Genomic DNA, 16,581 nt, shown 5'->3' with positions numbered 1-16,581 from the left:
TTATTGAGTGTGATTCATGAAAGCATTATCTAAATTAAAAGCAGAACCCGGTATTTGGATGACAGATGCGCCAAAACCTGAAGTTGGCCATAACGATTTATTAATTAAAATCCGTAAAACTGCAATTTGTGGTACCGACGTACATATTTATAAATGGGATGAGTGGGCGCAAAACACCATTCCAACACCTATGGTTGTTGGCCATGAATATGTAGGTGAAGTGGTTGATATGGGCCAAGAAGTCCGTGGTTTTAGTGTTGGTGATCGCGTTTCAGGCGAGGGTCATATTACATGTGGGCATTGTCGTAATTGCCGTGCTGGACGAGTACATTTATGCCGCAACACCACGGGTGTTGGTGTAAACCGTGAAGGTGCGTTTGCTGAGTATTTAGTGATCCCTGCATTTAATGCATTTAAAATACCGGATAATATCAGCGATGAATTAGCCTCTATTTTTGACCCATTTGGTAATGCAGTGCATACCGCATTGTCGTTTGATTTAGTAGGTGAAGATGTTTTGATCACCGGTGCTGGCCCGATCGGCATTATGGCTGCTGCCGTTGCTAAACATGTGGGTGCTCGCCATGTAGTTATTACAGACGTAAACGAATATCGCTTGGATTTAGCACGTAAAATGGGTGCTACTCGCGCCGTTAATGTTGCCAATGAAAAGCTTGAGGATGTAATAAAAGAGCTAGGTATGACAGAAGGCTTTGATATTGGTCTTGAGATGTCAGGTGTACCAGTTGCATTTAATGGTATGTTAAATAACATGAATCATGGCGGTAAAATTGCCATGTTGGGTATTCCTCCATCAGATATGGCTGTTGATTGGAACCAAGTGATCTTTAAAGGCTTGGTGATTAAAGGTATTTACGGCCGTGAAATGTTTGAGACATGGTACAAAATGGCCAGCCTTATTCAGTCTGGTTTAGACCTTAATCCAATTATCACTCATCAGTATTCAATTGATGACTTCCAAGCAGGCTTTGATATGATGATTTCAGGCCAATCAGGTAAAGTTATTTTAAATTGGGATTAGCTCAATTTAGATTTTAAAAAAGGGCGGCTTAGGTCGCCTTTTATATTTAGAGAGTATTATGGCATTTAAGCATATTTCAATTACACAGACGCAAGCACTCCTTAATAAAGAGGATGTAGTGATTGCAGATATTCGTGATCCTAACTCATTCCAAGCAGGGCATATCCCTGGCTCTGAGCATTTATCAAACGCGAACATTAGCGAATTCATGATGAATAAAGAGTTTGATCAACCTATTATTATCGTGTGTTATCACGGTATGAGCTCACAAGGGGCTGCCAGCTATTTAACAGAGCAAGGGTTTGAAGATGTGTACAGTATGGATGGTGGTTTTACGCAATGGGAGGCACAATTGCCGGAGAATGTAGAGCGATGATTGAATTAGGCAGTATTAATAATCCCCGCGCGGCACAAGGCTTTATAGATTATGTAAAAAGCAAAGGCCTTGATGCGCAGTTACGTTCTAGTAATGGACAAGCAGTGATTATTTGTATTGCCTCAAGTGATTTTCATCAAGCCCAACCATTATGGGAAGAATTTGTTGAAAACCCTCATCATGAACGCTACCAGGCTGCTTCATGGCAAGTGGGCAGCACGCAATCTGTTTTAAGTTACCAAGGGCAGTCGCTTAATTTAAAAGCGCGCTTTAAAGCGCTAAGCTGGTTAAATCAGACGGTAACGTTATTATGTGTTGCTATTTATATCGCGTTTACACTCGGTGGATTTGAGCCAATTTATAGTGTGTTGCAGTTTAACCCAAATCAGCCACTAACATGGTTAACGCCTGCTATAGTGCATTTTAGTGCCGTGCATTTGTTGTTTAATATTATTTGGTGGATAACCCTTGGTAATGGTATAGAAAAACTGGCAGGTAAGAGTACTCTAATAGGCCTTTTTCTTATTACAGCGCTATTGAGTAGTTGGGCTGAGTTTATTATGGTTGGCCCTAATTTTGGTGGCTTGAGTGGGGTCGTATACGGTTTACTTGGCTATTGCTGGATTTATCGCGAATTTAATCCTAAACAACCGGAGTTAGTCAGCAATGGTATTATTGGATTTATGCTTGTGTGGCTAGTACTAGGCTTTGGAGATATGTTATTTGTAAGTATGGCCAATTGGGCGCATTTAGGCGGCTTATTAAGCGGTATGGCTTATGCCTTCACCGCTCAATTATTTACAGCAAAAAAATCTAGTGATAAAGATATTTAGTAAAGAGTACTTCGCGAATAACTTCTTGCCCTGTTTCTTGCTTTAATAGGGCTTTTAGTTTTTCAGCACAGCGTTTACGGATCTCTTCACGGCCGGTAAGTGACTTTACTTTTTCTTCAGGCTCTTTCGATAAAATCCCTACAATCGCATCACGTAACAGCGGTGTGTGATGTTCGACGATGGCAATGTTTGCCATATCGCTCAGCATTAAATCGACGGTAATACGCACATAACCGAGTTTTTTGTTACTTTGGCCAATATAGTTGGTAATAATGTCTGGTTCAAAGCCAAAATAGCCTACCGTTGTTTCTGCACGACTCGCAAAGCTGCCAAATAAACTAAGCAACAAGGTGCTAATTAATATACTAGCGTAAAGCGTTTTTTTCATATTAAGTAAAGAGTCCCGTATTTAATTACCATTAGTTTATACGTAATACTGGTCAAGATACAGGCTGAAGGGGTTATTATATTCATTAATCATCACTTTTTCCAAACCGCAGGCAGTGGTATCATTTATCTGGTTATTATTAAACAGAGCTATCGTGATCACATACCCACTACCACTCATTGCCAATTGGCAGCGGGGCGCAGCATTAAATTCATTGTCAACAACTGAGCAAAGCTGGTTGCTTGAACCCGGTTCACTGACCGCTAAATTAAAGTCCCATGGGCGTGATTTTTCAGTACAGGTTTTAAGTGAGTTACAGTGTATTTTAACTCTTGAGCAGCAGCAATTATTGGATTGTTCACATGAAAAAATAATAAACCGTGAGGTACTACTGTGGTGTGATGGCCTGCCTATGGTCTATGCACAAAGTTGGTTGCCGGTTACGGATGATATGCAACAGCAGCAATTACTCGTGCTTGGTAATAAACCTCTGGGCGACATTATCTTTCAACACCCAGATTTAAAACGAACAGAAATTGAAGTTGCATGTTTTGATCGTCAGCATTGTATCCAGCAGCTAGTGAGTCAATATTCTTCAACAGCCACGGATTTGTGGGGACGCCGAAGTGTTTTTTCGTTAATGAAAAGCCGATTCTTGGTCTCTGAAATATTCTTACCTGGAGCCTTTATTTACACATGAAATTAGCCGCATTACAGCAAGCCCACATTCCTTATTACAAACAACTAATGCGCACAGATAAGCCAATTGGCACGTTGTTGTTGTTATGGCCAACATATTGGGCTTTATGGTTGGCAAGTAATGGAACGCCTAGCTTGGTTAATCTAATTGTGTTTAGTTTGGGTGTATTTGTAATGCGCAGTGCGGGTTGTGTGATCAATGATTATGCCGACCGCGAAATTGATGGCAGTGTAAAACGTACTGAGCAACGGCCACTTGCCGCAGGACTGGTGTGTAGTGGTGAGGCATTAAGTTTATTTTTGTTATTGATCATTATTGCCTTTGGTTTAGTTTTATTGCTGAGCTGGCCAACAATGCTATTATCCGTAGGGGCGCTGTTATTGGCTTTTAGTTATCCATTTATGAAGCGTTATACGCATTTGCCACAAATGGTTTTAGGTGCTGCGTTTGGTTGGGCAATACCGATGGCATATATGGCGGCTACAGGAGATGTCCCCCTTCAAGCGTGGTTATTATTTACTGCTAATGTCCTGTGGACTATGGCGTACGATACTATGTATGCAATGGTCGACAGAGATGATGATTTAAAGATCGGGGTTAAATCTACCGCTATCTTATTTGGTCATTTTGACAGGTTAATCATCTTTATCCTTAATACGGTGTTTATTGTTTTATTAGCTGTAGTCGGGGTTATTAATGATTTAGATACCCCCTATTGGCTAGGTGTTTTAGTTGCATGTGGCTTTTTAGTCTATCAACAATCCCTAATTCATACTCGTGATAGAGAGCGTTGTTTTAAGGCTTTTTTAAACAACCACTATGTTGGTATGGCTGTTTTTGTAGGCTTAGTGGCATCCTTGCCACTTAATATATAATTTAGCGTGGTGGATCTATAACACCGCTGATTGATGCATTTTTCCTGAACCATCCTGCGATAGAATAGCGATCATTTGCCGTTGGAAGTACTTCATGCATAAAGCGTTCGCTTTCAAACATTACAAGCGTACCCGACTTTGGTTTAAGGGTTATTTCAGTGTCTTTACTTTTAGGTTTATAAATAACTAACTCACCACCTGATTTTGGAGTGTTTAAGTAAAGTACAGTTGTAAATACACGGTTGGAGCGGCCTTTAAACGCATCGTAATGTTTTTTATAAAAATCGCCTTGTTGATACTTTGCATAATGGCACTCGTAATCAAATAAGCCGAGAAAAAAATAACGGTTAAGGTTGTTACGCATCTCTTCCATTGCGTTCAGATATGCTGTTTGTGCTTGACTACTATGATCAAACCAATAGGTCTTATCGGTACGAATAGATTTATCGACTTGTAAATTTTGCTGACGACCAATACCCGCTAATTTAAACTTAGGGTTAATACGGTGACAGTCATCTAATAACGCATTTATAAAAGTACTATCAAAAGCGTCTTCAATGACAGCATAACCTTTGATTTCAATATCATCTAGGTAGCATTGTGAGGGGGATTTTAAAGTCATTATTTACAGAGTGAGCTTAAGGTGCGTAAGTTTAGCGTAAGGGGGGGGATAAGCTAGCTTTTTCGCTTTTAAGCCCCCTAACCAGATAAAGACCCATGGCTGAGTTTTAGTGAGTAGATGTTTAGTTTTACAGGGGGCTATTGTAATAGGGGATGGTTTTTTAAGTTATTGAAAATAAATTAAAATAATCTTATTGCTGTTGAGGTGTTCACTCTGATTTCGATTGTATTACTTCTAGATTGAACAAATTTTAATTCTGAAAAGTCAACACACCCTAAATAATGTGTAACTACGGCAGATGTGCTTGTTATTTATAACTAAGCACATCATTTGAAACGCTAAAATACCGCGGTTATAACCAACTAAGATTATGAATTAGCTGACAGCGCTGTCTTTTCGATTAGTGACAGTAATTGATTCACGTGATCGCCAGGTGTTACTTGTTGGCTCGTTTGTACAATTAATTGTTCATGAGCTAAATCTTTATTAGTTTTCAGTTGTACTAAATCGTTGTTTTCAGCAACTGTATTTGCATGTTCGATACTTGCAATCGCAAAATGGTTCGATTTACATAGGCCATCCATAACTTGGTCAATGCTACCGACTTTTATACTGGCGGCTTTATTCATACCATCGATTGCTTCATTGAGCATAGTTTGAATTTGTTTTGACTGTGAAAAGCAGCCATACATTGGGTAATCGCTTAAGTCTTGTTTACAAATATCACTTTTATTTGCGAGCGGGTGAAATTTAGAAACAAATAAAATAAGCTGATCCGGTAAGTGAATATCGCTACCGATACTGTTTATTGCTTGAGAGCATACGCTAATATCAATTTCGCCCAATTGTAGCTTACGGACTAATTCACTTTGTTCTTGCAGTTGCATTTCAATTTTAACGTGTGGATATTGTGCTAAAAATTGACCACATGAAATAGGAACTATTGCACTGGCTTTGGTCGTATATCCGATAATAAGCTTTTCATTTGAGCAACCATTAAGAGATTTAAATAAGCGCTTTTTTGTATCTTCTAAGCCTGATAGGGTTTGTTGTGCATATTCTAAAAACAGCTCCCCTTCAGACGTTAGTTTTACCGATCTAGTTGAACGCTTGACTAATTCATAGCCAACTTCATCTTCAAGTGTTTGAATGCTGCGAGTTAAGGCTGATGTGCTAATTTTTGTCGTTTCAGCCGCTTGGCGAAAATGTCGTAGCTGGCCCAAAGCTACAAATTGCTCTAATTGTTCAAATCTCACTTTTATAGTCCTTTGTATAAGTAAGCCGCGCTAATGGCGAACATAAATAGTATTATTTTAATAGATAGTAATGCATTGTACCTAATTTGAAAAGTGCATTTTACACAATTGTTACAATATTTAATCAGGGTAACGTTCTTTTATCTCGAGGAAAAGCTCTAAATTGTTAATAAATATGTCGACTAACTTAGGTTCAAACTGTTGACCACTTTGCTGTTTTATTAAACTAAGTACATCATCTAATGGCCATGCTTTTTTATAACAGCGGTCACTGCCCAGCGCATCAAATACATCTGCAAGAGCTGTAATTCTTCCTACAATATGTATATCTTTACCCGAAAGTTGGTTAGGATAGCCACTGCCATCCCATTTTTCATGATGTAAATGCGCGATCATAGAACCGCATCGTAGTACCTCATTAGACGAACCACTGAGAATATCATAACCCACTTGCGCATGAGTTTGCATGATCTGCCATTCTTTAGGATCAAGCTTGCCAGGCTTATTTAAAATTTGATCAGGAATGCTTATTTTTCCAATATCATGCAGTGGTGAAGCTAGTTTAATTATTTCCGATTCAAAATTATTGAGTCCATATAATTTTGCGAGCAGCTCACTATAAAGCGCAACACGCTTGACGTGTGAACCTGTTTCCTTGGAACGTTTTTCAACAGCTTCACCTAAAATATAGGAAAGTTCTTTTTGTGACTCTTTGACAATTTCACGCAGTTTTAAATTATCGTAGGCTAGGGCAATGTTATTTGCGAAAAATTCCAATAGCTGATGTTCAGTTGGGTCGAGTTGTGAGCCTTTGTGAACATAGAGCATCGTTTCAAGGCCTGCTTGTGTTGGAAAGTAGCCAATATAATCATGCGAGGTTGCCTGCGTGGATTTACGATTGTGAGCTTCTACAAATAAATTTTTAACATTTTCAGGGATTGTATTGTTACTAGGTTGAGTCTCTACACCTGAAACCGCAAGTAGTTTAAAATCTGTAGCTGGTGAAGTTTGTTGGTTTACAGCGGCTGCACAATATATTTCAGCATCATCAAGGCCCATTACGCTTGTGACATGGGATAAAATCGTTGATGCGAATTCATGGACACTTTCACACTTTAAAAAAGAGCTTGAGGCATTAATAATTTTTTCCAAGCCTTTTTTATGTCGTTCAATAATTTGAATATCTCGGTGGGCACGAAGAGCAGAATACAATAATGTTTTCATCTTTATTGCTGTTAATTCTGTTTTATTTTTATAGTCATTGATGTCGTACTCACGGATCACTGATTCTTCAGGTGCCTCACCGGGTTGGCCTGTACGAAGTATTAAGCGGATATCGTGGTTATTAATTTCATCACGAATGAATTTAATAAGATCAAGGCCTGCATGGCTGGTTTCCATAACTACATCAATTAACCCAACTGAAAAATCGAGATCTTGCTCAAGTAATTGTTTTGCGGCTTTAGCCGAATAGGCATGATGAAAACGTAGTGCTTTATCTTCAAATGTGAATCCAGAGAGCACTAGTTTGGTTACTTGGTGGATGTCATCTTCGTCATCTACGACTAGTATTTCCCAAAACGCATGCTCAGTCTGGGCAGTCGACTCTTCAGTAACTACATCTTCAGAAAATAAAAAGTCGTTCACATCTACACCCTTAGTTTTATCATTCACCTAAGTAGTATAGTGCTTGTTTTTTAGTCTGCCTTATTGCTTAATGGTTTTTTTTCAATGTTTTTAAGTTCTATTTCAATTGCATCACAAGAAATATGTATTTCATATAACGAAGTCAATAAAGAGAGGGCGAGGCAGGCTAAGCTGGTGCCAAATAAAATGACACCGGTAGTGTCAAACTTTATAAATAATGCAAACATTGAAAACGTACACATTAAAAATGAAGCAACACCATATACTTGCATTGTTCTTATGAGCTTAATGCGTTTCCTTAGGTTTGTAATTTGTGCTACAACGAGAGGGCGAATAGTATCACCTTCGCGGGCGTTTAATTCCCGAATTAATTGTGCTAACACTAAAAACCGGTTGGTGTATGCCAACAGCAGTAAAGAAATAGCAGGAAAAAGTAGTGCAGGTGTAGTGAGGGTCATGATGACTTCCTAGATAAGAATTACCTTGCTTAGAGTAGCTTAGGGTCAATTAATCACAAAGTAAAAAGAGGTTCGTATTGCAAAATAAAATAACGAATGACAGCGCAGAACAAGCACCTTTTGAATGGTTAACGGTCTATTCTGCGGCTGATGCTATCGAAGCGAACATAGTTAAAGGGTTATTACTAAATAGCTCCATTGAATGCCAGTTACTCGGTGAGTCTTTGCAAGGAGCTGTTGGAGAAATCCCTTTAGATCAAACTCAGGTGAGGGTACAGGTTTTTGCGATAAAAGAGCGCCAGGCGCGCCAAATATTGGTAAACTACGCGCAAGTAAAACAATCCGCTCCTGATTGGGTATGCCCCAATTGTAATGAGCATAATGGACCAACATTTGAAATATGTTGGTCTTGTAGGGCGTTACAGAATGACTAAAGCGAATAATTTTCAGCGTATACGAGAGCTTAACTATTTACAACAAGCGGTATTAGCCGGTGCACTTATTGAGCGTATGCTCCCTAATTACGGTTTGTTCAGTGAGGCAACAGGGTTTGGTGACGAAGCAATATTGCGCAGTGCGCTTAACGTATGTTGGGAAAAAATTCTCTTACCAAAAAGTAAAATCGATTTAGAAAAGCAAATTGAGAAAATAGAGCCTAATGTTCCTGAATTAGCCGATTTTGATATGTTTGGTACTTACCCAGCGATTGATGCAGCTACCGCTTTATTGAGTTTGATGCATGGTTTGATGGCTCAAGATGAGCAAGAATTTATTAGCATTAGTAAAATATCACAAGCGACAGTTGCTCGATTTATTGAGTATCAACTGACAGTAGAAGGTGAGATTGCTGATAATCAAACTATTAGAGAGCATCCGTTAATGCAATATGAAATCGAAGTGCTAGGTGAAATGATCGATTTTGTAGAGCAAATGGGGCGAGTGACATCTGAGAGCACTAAAGCATTAAAGCAGTTGGCAATCGCTGATGGTCAAACCAATATTGGCATAGCTTTATAAAATTAAGCAAAGTATTTGCAAGAGAATAGATTTGGTTTAGGAGAATACAGTCGTGCGAATTTTAGGTATTGAATCATCGTGTGATGAAACTGGTATTGCAATTTACGATGATGAACAGGGTTTACTTGCCCATCAGTTATATAGTCAGGTTAAAGTTCATGCTGATTATGGTGGTGTTGTTCCTGAACTTGCATCACGCGATCATGTTCGTAAAACGTTACCATTAATAGATGCTGCATTTGAGCAAGCAGGATGCGGCCCTGAAGATATTGATGGTATCGCTTATACCGCAGGTCCTGGGTTGGTAGGGGCATTATTAGTGGGTACTTCTATTGGTCGTTCACTTGCGTACGGCTGGAATATTCCAGCCGTTGCAGTACATCATATGGAAGGGCATTTATTGGCACCAATGTTGGAAGAAAACGTTCCTGAATTCCCATTTATTGCTTTGTTGGTATCTGGTGGGCACACCATGATGGTTAAGGTTGAAGGTATTGGCCAATACGACGTTTTAGGTGAATCAGTAGATGATGCAGCTGGCGAGGCATTTGATAAAACAGCAAAACTACTGGGCCTGGATTATCCAGGTGGCCCAAGGTTAGCTAAGCTTGCAGAGCAAGGTGTTGCAAAGCGATTTGTTTTTCCACGTCCGATGACAGATAAACCAGGATTGGACTTTAGTTTCAGTGGTTTAAAAACTGCAACAGCAATAGCCATTCGTAATAATGACGATGATGAGCAAACTAAAGCGGATATTGCACATGCGTTTCAAACGGCAGTGATCGATACGTTAATGATTAAATGTAAGCGAGCGTTAAAGCAAACGGGCATTAAACGTCTTGTGATGGCGGGTGGGGTAAGTGCAAATGTGCAATTACGCGCGCAATTAGCACGTGTGATGCAAGGCATGAAAGGTGAGGTTTACTATCCGCGTACAGAGTTTTGTACTGATAACGGTGCAATGATTGCTTATGCAGGTATGCAGCGTTTAAAAGCAGGGCAGTTTGCAAGCCTTGATATGAAAACTAAACCTCGCTGGCCAATTGATAGCTTAGATCCTATTTAGTCGGTGTATTATTAGGTGGCGACTTTTTCTTGTCGCCAATCTTAGGTTCTTCACCACTAAATAAGCGTTTAATATTTGCGCGGTGGCGAAAAATAATCAAAATAGTTAAAAATGTAACTGGCAGAGTGTAAAGTGGCTTAATCCACCATGTGTAGAGTGGCGCTAAAGAAACAGCGACAAGAGCACCTAAAGATGAGTAACGTGTAATTGCAACTATAACAACCCATGTTGATATTAGTAACCCACCGAGAGATAAGCCAATTGGTAGTAATGTGCCAAAAGCGGTTGCAACAGCCTTACCGCCTTTAAAATGAAAAAACACAGGGTACATGTGGCCTAAACATGCAGCAACACCAATTAAGCCCAGTGTTAATGGATCTAATTGTAAAAAATAAGCACCCCATACCGGAATGGTACCTTTTAGGATATCAAAGACTAAAACTAAACAAGCGGGTAATGTTCCCCCTAGACGGTAAACATTCGTTGCGCCGGGGTTATTTGAACCATGAGTACGAGGATCGGGCAGTTTGAATAGCCGTGACACTAGGATAGCCGATGAAATCGACCCTAGTAAGTAGGCTAAAACTAACATTAAAACGGCTATCACGCGCTTCCTTATTTTTAAATCATTCTTTTTCGGCTATCATTGGCCGCAAAAATAGCCTTGCATATATTTGCGATTTCAATATCCGCGTACTTAATTGTGCCTATAGGCTATTGTATGGTTAATTTTTACATAATAAAACACACTTGAAGTGTATAAGCGTTATAAATACAAAATATAGCGTATGTAAACTCTTAAATAGAGTTTGAATCTTTGTAAGTTGGAGCAGTTATGGATAAGGTTTTTATATCGCAACTACATGTTGACACTATCATAGGTGTATACGATTTTGAAAAAGAAACTAAGCAGAGTTTATATTTTGATATCGAAATGCTGTGTGATATTAAACCCGCGGCAAAAACAGACGATATCAATTTAGCACTTGATTACTCAAAGGTGAGTGAGCGTGTTATTGCTCATACAACAGCAAAACCATTAGAGTTATTAGAAACATTGGTTGAACAATTGGCTGCAATTATTTTGGCTGAGTTTAATACTGATGAAGTAACTATTCGAGTTAGTAAGCCGGCAGCGGTAGCACAGGCAAACACTGTAGGTGTGCAAATTACCCGTCGCAAGGCAAGTTAAGATGGCACAGATTTATATTAGCCTTGGTTCGAATGTTAATAAAGAACATTATATTCAACAAGCGTTACTTGCCCTTAAATCGTATTTTACTCCTATTGAGCATTCTTCAGTGTTTGAAAGCGAAGCTGTTGGCTTTGCTGGTAATAATTTCTTTAACTCTGTAGTTGGCGCGCAAACAGATATGCCGTTATTACAGCTGTGTGAGTTATTAAAAAATATTGAACGAGATAATGGCCGTACTCTAAACGATAAAAAGTTTAGCCCAAGAACACTCGATCTTGATCTACTTTTTTACGATGATATAGTTTGTGATTCGCCAGCTCAGTTGCCTCGTGATGAAATAACAAAAAATGCATTTGTACTTCAGCCGCTGGCTGAGATAGCCCCTGATTTTTATCATCCTGTAGCTAAGCAAACGATCGCGCAGTTATGGGATACATACAACAACCCCAAGCAAAAACTATGGAAGGTGGAGTTTATTAACCCATGAGCATTATTGAAATTATTGTTTTAGCCCTTATCCAAGGATTGACCGAGTTTTTACCTATATCAAGCTCCGCTCATCTTATTCTTCCTTCACAAATTCTTGGCTGGCAAGATCAAGGCTTGGCCTTTGATGTAGCTGTACATGTTGGAACGCTTATTGCGGTTGTTATTTACTTTAGAAAAGAAGTCGTCGAAATACTCGGCGCATGGTTTAAATCATTTGGTGCGCAAGGCACAACAGACGACAGTAAACTAGGCTGGTGGATTATTTTAGGGACTATACCAGCTGCAGTACTGGGTTTACTTTTTAAAGACTTAATTGAGCTTTATTTACGCAGTGCCTGGGTTATCGCCATCACCACAATTTTATTTGGCTTATTACTGTGGTATGCGGATGCAAAAGGCAAGCAAACCAAAACAATTTACCAGTTAAATTGGAAGTCGGCACTAATGATAGGTATGGCGCAAGCCATGGCCATGATCCCGGGTACATCACGTTCAGGCATAACCATGACGGCAGGCTTGATGCTCGGTATGAATAAGCAAAGCGCAGCGCGTTTTTCATTTTTGCTGGCAATTCCTGTCATCACGATGATGGGGCTTTATTACACAGTAGAGCTTGCATTAGGCGATGAGATAGTTGATTGGACTACGTTAATTTTAGGCGCTGGTTTATCATTTATTTCAGCGTATGCCTGTATTTTCTTATTTTTGAAAATCATCGAGCGTATGGGAATGATGCCGTTTGTGATCTACAGATTACTACTCGGTGTAGGTCTAATTGCTTTTTTGATGATTTAACAGTATTGGAATTGAGATAAAATTAGGCAATTTATCTGAGAAAAAACACCTCGATTTCGTAGGTGTTTTTTTTTACTTTTTTGGCTAAACTGAAGTGGTTTTTAATAATTGATTATAAAAGGGATACAAATGGAATTTAAAAAATCATTGTTAGCATTAAGTGTAGTTGCTGTTCTATCAGGGTGTGGAGGGTCTTCAGACAATAAAAAACCAGAAATAACGGATCCTGTTGTTACCGATCCGGTCACCCCAGTTGTAAGTGAAGCACAAGTAAAAGGCGTGGCTTCTAAAGGGACATTAAAGAATGCACAGCTGACATTTTATAAATATGAAAACGGTGAAACCATTGAATTGACGGCTGATGAGCTTGGAGATTCTAGTTTAGTTACAGATGAAACGGGTCACTATAGTGTTTCGTTGAAGGGTGTTGCAGGGCTTGTTAAAGTTAAAGTATCAGCCAGTCAAGACACCGCATCACCGACAATTATGGTATGTGATGCCCCCGTAGGTTGTGGGAAAAATGAAGCAGATCAAACGATAGCTTATGGTGATGACGTTAACTTAACGGTTCAAGATCCTGAGTTTTCACTTACATCGATATTAAACCTGCCGCAAGGTGAAAGTAATAGCGAGAACACATCTAACATCACTCCACTAACGCATATTGCCACTGAGCTTGCGCAAAGTCGTGGTGCAATTACTGAGCAAACAATAAGTGATGCACATTCTCAAATTGCGAATGTATTTGGTCTGATCGGAGCATTAAATTCATTAGCGCCTACCGCAATTGAAAATCCTTCAGCGATTTTAAATGAAGAGAATATCTCTGCAGTACGTTATGCGTTGATCAATGCTGGTATTGCAAACGCATTATACTCTGATGCTGGGACAGATAACGTAAGTGCTAAATTGAGCTCAGCAATTACTGATTTAGTCGCCGCTGATGGCGGTATTTTAGTTACTAATGCAGCAGATGATGATGACGAGTTTGAATTTTCAGTCGAAGATGTTTTGTCTGGTGCTGAGCAAGCTACATTGCAATTAATTGAAATAATAAAAAAAGACCCTCAATTAGTTACAGAGTTAAGTGGTTTAGATGCGCTTGAACAGTTAGTAACAAATCTCGTAAACGAAAAAAAGGCTAAGGCCGCAGAAGCGGGCGACAGCGGTCGTATTAAAGGCAAAGTTAGCGATCAAACACAAGGTGATGCTATCGCAAAAGCCGCGGCTATGGTTAATGATATTCGCCTGTTTGCTAATCTATTTGATGTTACTAAATCGTCAGGAGCAGACTTTGAATCTGAAGGTGAAAAGTTTGTTTCTTTAGTTGAGTCTGCAGGAGATATGGTTGCAGAGCAGGGTGATAGCTTTGCGTTATTAAGCGATGTAATAGAGGCAATTACACAAATTAATCAACAAAGACAAGAAACTGATAATTCAGCAACTATGTTTGATTTAAAAGATTACTTATCAACAGGTGGCACAGGTACAGTCATACTTGATGAAGAAAATCTAACGTTTAAAGTAACCGCAGCGGCAGGTACAGAGTCACTGACACTTGATATCGCGATCAATGCGTTACAAGATAATCAGCAATATCAATTAGCGCTGTCTGGTATGGCTGAAAATGATGCAGTTAAATTTGAGATTACACAGGGTAGTCATGCAACAATCAGTTTAGACCGTGCTGTAACACGCGCGCAAATTGAAGCGGGCGATGTGGATGCAGAGCCGATTAAAGGAGAACTGAGCCTAACTGTTGAACTGGCACAAAAGTCGACAGAGACAGTGACTAACCCAATTAGTTTTAAAGGGGCGCTCACGGGAGAGCTCTTACCTGTCAATGTTTATAGCGCGGATACTTCTAACTATGATGCAGAAACTGCATGGGATTATACATTAGAGCAAGACACACTTATCTTACCAAAAATGGTTAGCTTAAGTGGAGAGTTTTCATCACTACAAGGTGAAATGATCAAAGCAACCGCGACAGTTAATATTAAAGATTTAGCGGCTTATACACCGCCAGAACTCAAGGGTTTTGGTAAGTTAAAAGAAGATATTGCAGCTGTTGTTGTGAACGAAGCGAATTCACAGCTATCACTTTCTGTTAATAATGATGAAACTGTAACCGACTATACTTATAGCAAAACGAGTGAGCAAGCTGGCAACTGGAAAATTGAAGCGCAGCGAACCACCGATATTGAAGGTTACTTCCAAGGTGAATTTAAGCGCGAAGTATTCACTTTTGATGGGGTGCAGTATTATTACTACAATTTTCATAATACCAATAATGATCAGACCTACGGTTTTGTTGAATACATAGAGCAATCTGAATCTTCACAGTTATTTGTTATTAGGCAGACTTATCAATACTTTACAGATTATCGTGATGGTGTATTGACCACAAAAAGCGGAAATGAAGTTAACGTTGATGAACTTCATTTCTTTCGCAGTCAAAATGAATTTTTTAGCTATGATGAGGCCGTTAATAACTTACTAATTAGAATAAACGCAGATCCTGCCACATTGAATAATATCAGTGATTACTTTAATAACGAATTAAACGGTGGGTTTGGCGTTGCTGTTGGTGGTGAAGGAGATTATCGTTTAATTAATGATGACGCTCAGATCAGCGCCGGGGCTAACGTAGATTTAGATGCTTACCTTGTATCGCCAATCTTAGATGAATTGTTGACTATAGGTGTTAGCAATAACGCCAATAACCTGACAGCTACAGTGGAGGGTAGTAGTAGCCAAGATGTTGTTAGCGTAGTGCGCACCGATGAGTTCAATGTTAGCGTTAACAGCACGCGAACCTATTCAGGTGGCGAGTCAACTCAATCACAATTGGTATCATCGAGCAAAGCAACGGCTCTAGGTGATGAGTTATTGGTGGCTTCATGGCGTTCTTATAATCAACAACCGACTCTCCAAATGGGTCAACTTTATCGTCCAATAGATACCAATGCTGATCAAATAGCTGATCATTATCAATGTTATGGAGCTGTTTTTAGCAACGAAGCGGGTGAATACGTTGATGGTAGCGGCCAATTAATAGATTTTGATACCTATGAATCCTATTGCGGTGAATATGAGTCGTTAGCTTCAGCGATTCGTTATGATAGTGAGATTGGCAGCTTTGGTATTAACAGTAATTTTGCAACGTTTACAGCTGTTGATGTTTTTACTGCTCAAATTGGTGGTTTCAGAGGGCCGTGGCTACCACAGCCTAATGAAGGCGATTCATTCCAAGCACGCACTTTCTATGGGTATGTTGATGGTTTAGGTAAAGTTGCAGCTGATTTTACAAGACCTGAACACATGGATTGGGCTGTCGATGGTGAATATAAAATCGATATGTATTTGGCTCAACCTGAACTTGGAACGGTTGTTGAAGATGAAGATACATTCTTAGATATCAATGCTGCACTTAATGTGCAGGTCAAGGTCGGTGAATATAATCTTGATTTAAATTTGAGCGGCGAAAGAACGGACCTTGATGATGGTAAGCTGGCTCTTGATGTGAAGTATCAGCTTCCTAATAGCGATAAACAACGAAGTTTCATGGTCAAATATGATACTAAACTTGAAACCTTATCTGCAGTGAACGCTGAAAATGTGACTTTGATGTTAGCTGAATCTGACGGTGGTGATACAGCAGAGCAAGTGTTAGGAACTATTATGGTTGGTGATGAAAAGGCAGCTGAAATAGTTAAGCGAGAAGGGCTTGTTCTGATTGTTTATACTAATGGTACAGTTGAAAGTTTATAGTTAGCTTATTGTGAGTCTGGGCCAGCTTTAGCTGGCCTTTTTTATAAG

18 protein-coding genes are annotated in these 16,581 nt (G+C 39.4%); 12 read left to right on the top strand and 6 right to left on the bottom strand.

The window, feature by feature from the left end:
• Positions 1 to 16 precede the first annotated feature (16 nt).
• Genes tdh through glpG form a run of 3 tightly spaced genes read left to right on the top strand, consistent with a single transcriptional unit; the run spans position 17 to position 2,251 of the window.
• Entirely contained in the window at positions 17 to 1,042 is a 1,026-nt protein-coding gene (tdh, locus tag ACJJVX_RS18280; RefSeq protein WP_054204359.1) for an L-threonine 3-dehydrogenase, read from the top strand.
• A gap of 58 nt (positions 1,043 to 1,100) precedes the next feature.
• The gene (glpE, locus tag ACJJVX_RS18275; protein WP_054204358.1) at positions 1,101 to 1,418 is read left to right on the top strand and encodes a thiosulfate sulfurtransferase GlpE; all 318 of its coding nucleotides are present in this window, start codon (positions 1,101 to 1,103) and stop codon (positions 1,416 to 1,418) included.
• Entirely contained in the window at positions 1,415 to 2,251 is an 837-nt protein-coding gene (gene glpG / locus ACJJVX_RS18270) for a rhomboid family intramembrane serine protease GlpG (protein ID WP_054204357.1), read from the top strand. Before glpE ends, glpG begins: the two co-directional genes overlap by 4 nt.
• On the opposite strand, the gene ACJJVX_RS18265 is transcribed toward glpG, so the two are convergent.
• On the bottom strand, positions 2,232 to 2,639 hold the full coding sequence (locus ACJJVX_RS18265) for a flagellar basal body-associated protein FliL (RefSeq protein ID WP_054204356.1): 408 nt from the start codon (positions 2,637 to 2,639) through the stop codon (positions 2,232 to 2,234). The genes glpG and ACJJVX_RS18265 overlap by 20 nt on opposite strands.
• 154 nt (positions 2,640 to 2,793) lie before the next feature.
• On the opposite strand from ACJJVX_RS18265, the gene ACJJVX_RS18260 reads away from it, so the two are divergent.
• Complete coding sequence (locus tag ACJJVX_RS18260; protein WP_054204380.1) at positions 2,794 to 3,339, top strand: chorismate lyase; 546 nt, start codon at positions 2,794 to 2,796, stop codon at positions 3,337 to 3,339.
• Positions 3,336 to 4,214, top strand: coding sequence for a 4-hydroxybenzoate octaprenyltransferase (ubiA, locus tag ACJJVX_RS18255; protein ID WP_054204355.1), 879 nt, complete (start codon positions 3,336 to 3,338; stop codon positions 4,212 to 4,214). The genes ACJJVX_RS18260 and ubiA overlap by 4 nt, the downstream gene beginning before the upstream one ends.
• 1 nt (position 4,215) lies before the next feature.
• Here the strand turns inward: ubiA and ACJJVX_RS18250 are convergent, their stop codons facing one another.
• From ACJJVX_RS18250 to ACJJVX_RS18235, 4 genes are all read right to left on the bottom strand, one after another.
• On the bottom strand, positions 4,216 to 4,836 hold the full coding sequence (locus ACJJVX_RS18250; RefSeq protein ID WP_054204354.1) for a 2OG-Fe(II) oxygenase: 621 nt from the start codon (positions 4,834 to 4,836) through the stop codon (positions 4,216 to 4,218).
• Between the two features lie 368 nt (positions 4,837 to 5,204).
• A complete protein-coding gene (locus ACJJVX_RS18245) occupies positions 5,205 to 6,092 on the bottom strand; it encodes a LysR family transcriptional regulator (RefSeq protein ID WP_054204353.1) in 888 nt (295 codons plus the stop codon).
• Between the two features lie 120 nt (positions 6,093 to 6,212).
• Complete coding sequence (locus ACJJVX_RS18240) at positions 6,213 to 7,739, bottom strand: DUF3369 domain-containing protein (protein ID WP_054455107.1); 1,527 nt, start codon at positions 7,737 to 7,739, stop codon at positions 6,213 to 6,215.
• 50 nt (positions 7,740 to 7,789) lie between these two features.
• The gene (locus ACJJVX_RS18235) at positions 7,790 to 8,197 is read right to left on the bottom strand and encodes a DUF2721 domain-containing protein (RefSeq protein ID WP_054204352.1); all 408 of its coding nucleotides are present in this window, start codon (positions 8,195 to 8,197) and stop codon (positions 7,790 to 7,792) included.
• Between the two features lie 77 nt (positions 8,198 to 8,274).
• Between ACJJVX_RS18235 and ACJJVX_RS18230 the strand changes: the two genes are divergently transcribed.
• Genes ACJJVX_RS18230 through tsaD form a run of 3 tightly spaced genes read left to right on the top strand, consistent with a single transcriptional unit; the run spans position 8,275 to position 10,280 of the window.
• Positions 8,275 to 8,631 carry a DUF2007 domain-containing protein gene (locus tag ACJJVX_RS18230; protein ID WP_054204351.1) on the top strand — a complete coding sequence of 119 codons (357 nt, stop codon included), beginning with the start codon at positions 8,275 to 8,277 and terminating at the stop codon, positions 8,629 to 8,631.
• Entirely contained in the window at positions 8,624 to 9,214 is a 591-nt protein-coding gene (locus ACJJVX_RS18225; protein ID WP_054204350.1) for a YjaG family protein, read from the top strand. The genes ACJJVX_RS18230 and ACJJVX_RS18225 overlap by 8 nt, the downstream gene beginning before the upstream one ends.
• Positions 9,215 to 9,266: 52 nt before the next feature.
• Positions 9,267 to 10,280 (top strand): tRNA (adenosine(37)-N6)-threonylcarbamoyltransferase complex transferase subunit TsaD, encoded by a 1,014-nt coding sequence (tsaD, locus tag ACJJVX_RS18220; RefSeq protein ID WP_064435225.1) that lies wholly within the window; start codon positions 9,267 to 9,269, stop codon positions 10,278 to 10,280.
• On the opposite strand, the gene plsY is transcribed toward tsaD, so the two are convergent.
• Entirely contained in the window at positions 10,273 to 10,887 is a 615-nt protein-coding gene (gene plsY / locus ACJJVX_RS18215) for a glycerol-3-phosphate 1-O-acyltransferase PlsY (RefSeq protein WP_054204348.1), read from the bottom strand. The genes tsaD and plsY overlap by 8 nt on opposite strands.
• Before the next feature lie 228 nt (positions 10,888 to 11,115).
• On the opposite strand from plsY, the gene folB reads away from it, so the two are divergent.
• The 4 genes from folB to ACJJVX_RS18195 all read left to right on the top strand — a co-directional run bounded on the left by folB (position 11,116) and on the right by ACJJVX_RS18195 (position 16,533).
• Positions 11,116 to 11,472 carry a dihydroneopterin aldolase gene (gene folB / locus ACJJVX_RS18210; protein WP_054204347.1) on the top strand — a complete coding sequence of 119 codons (357 nt, stop codon included), beginning with the start codon at positions 11,116 to 11,118 and terminating at the stop codon, positions 11,470 to 11,472.
• Between the two features lies 1 nt (position 11,473).
• Positions 11,474 to 11,962, top strand: a complete 489-nt coding sequence (folK, locus tag ACJJVX_RS18205) for a 2-amino-4-hydroxy-6-hydroxymethyldihydropteridine diphosphokinase (protein WP_054455114.1) — start codon at positions 11,474 to 11,476, stop codon at positions 11,960 to 11,962.
• Positions 11,959 to 12,759: an undecaprenyl-diphosphate phosphatase gene (locus ACJJVX_RS18200; RefSeq protein WP_054204345.1), complete on the top strand. Its 801-nt coding sequence runs from the start codon at positions 11,959 to 11,961 to the stop codon at positions 12,757 to 12,759. Before folK ends, ACJJVX_RS18200 begins: the two co-directional genes overlap by 4 nt.
• Before the next feature lie 129 nt (positions 12,760 to 12,888).
• The gene (locus ACJJVX_RS18195; RefSeq protein WP_405632783.1) at positions 12,889 to 16,533 is read left to right on the top strand and encodes a hypothetical protein; all 3,645 of its coding nucleotides are present in this window, start codon (positions 12,889 to 12,891) and stop codon (positions 16,531 to 16,533) included.
• The last annotated feature ends 48 nt before the right edge of the window (positions 16,534 to 16,581 follow it).

It is taken from the genome of Pseudoalteromonas sp. Ld20, from assembly GCF_045064175.1.
GTDB lineage: Bacteria > Pseudomonadota > Gammaproteobacteria > Enterobacterales > Alteromonadaceae > Pseudoalteromonas > Pseudoalteromonas neustonica.
Note: the sequence above shows the minus strand (reverse complement) of the source record. Positions and strands in the feature narration are given on the sequence as shown.

Coding starts and splice junctions, on each gene's coding strand:
- ACJJVX_RS18235 (WP_054204352.1), bottom strand. CDS start 8,197: ATGACCCTCACTACACCTGCACTACTTTTTCCTGCTATTTCTTTACTG.
- tdh (WP_054204359.1), top strand. CDS start 17: ATGAAAGCATTATCTAAATTAAAAGCAGAACCCGGTATTTGGATGACA.
- ACJJVX_RS18200 (WP_054204345.1), top strand. CDS start 11,959: ATGAGCATTATTGAAATTATTGTTTTAGCCCTTATCCAAGGATTGACC.
- ACJJVX_RS18225 (WP_054204350.1), top strand. CDS start 8,624: ATGACTAAAGCGAATAATTTTCAGCGTATACGAGAGCTTAACTATTTA.
- folB (WP_054204347.1), top strand. CDS start 11,116: ATGGATAAGGTTTTTATATCGCAACTACATGTTGACACTATCATAGGT.
- ubiA (WP_054204355.1), top strand. CDS start 3,336: ATGAAATTAGCCGCATTACAGCAAGCCCACATTCCTTATTACAAACAA.
- ACJJVX_RS18195 (WP_405632783.1), top strand. CDS start 12,889: ATGGAATTTAAAAAATCATTGTTAGCATTAAGTGTAGTTGCTGTTCTA.
- ACJJVX_RS18265 (WP_054204356.1), bottom strand. CDS start 2,639: ATGAAAAAAACGCTTTACGCTAGTATATTAATTAGCACCTTGTTGCTT.
- folK (WP_054455114.1), top strand. CDS start 11,474: ATGGCACAGATTTATATTAGCCTTGGTTCGAATGTTAATAAAGAACAT.
- glpG (WP_054204357.1), top strand. CDS start 1,415: ATGATTGAATTAGGCAGTATTAATAATCCCCGCGCGGCACAAGGCTTT.
- ACJJVX_RS18250 (WP_054204354.1), bottom strand. CDS start 4,836: ATGACTTTAAAATCCCCCTCACAATGCTACCTAGATGATATTGAAATC.
- glpE (WP_054204358.1), top strand. CDS start 1,101: ATGGCATTTAAGCATATTTCAATTACACAGACGCAAGCACTCCTTAAT.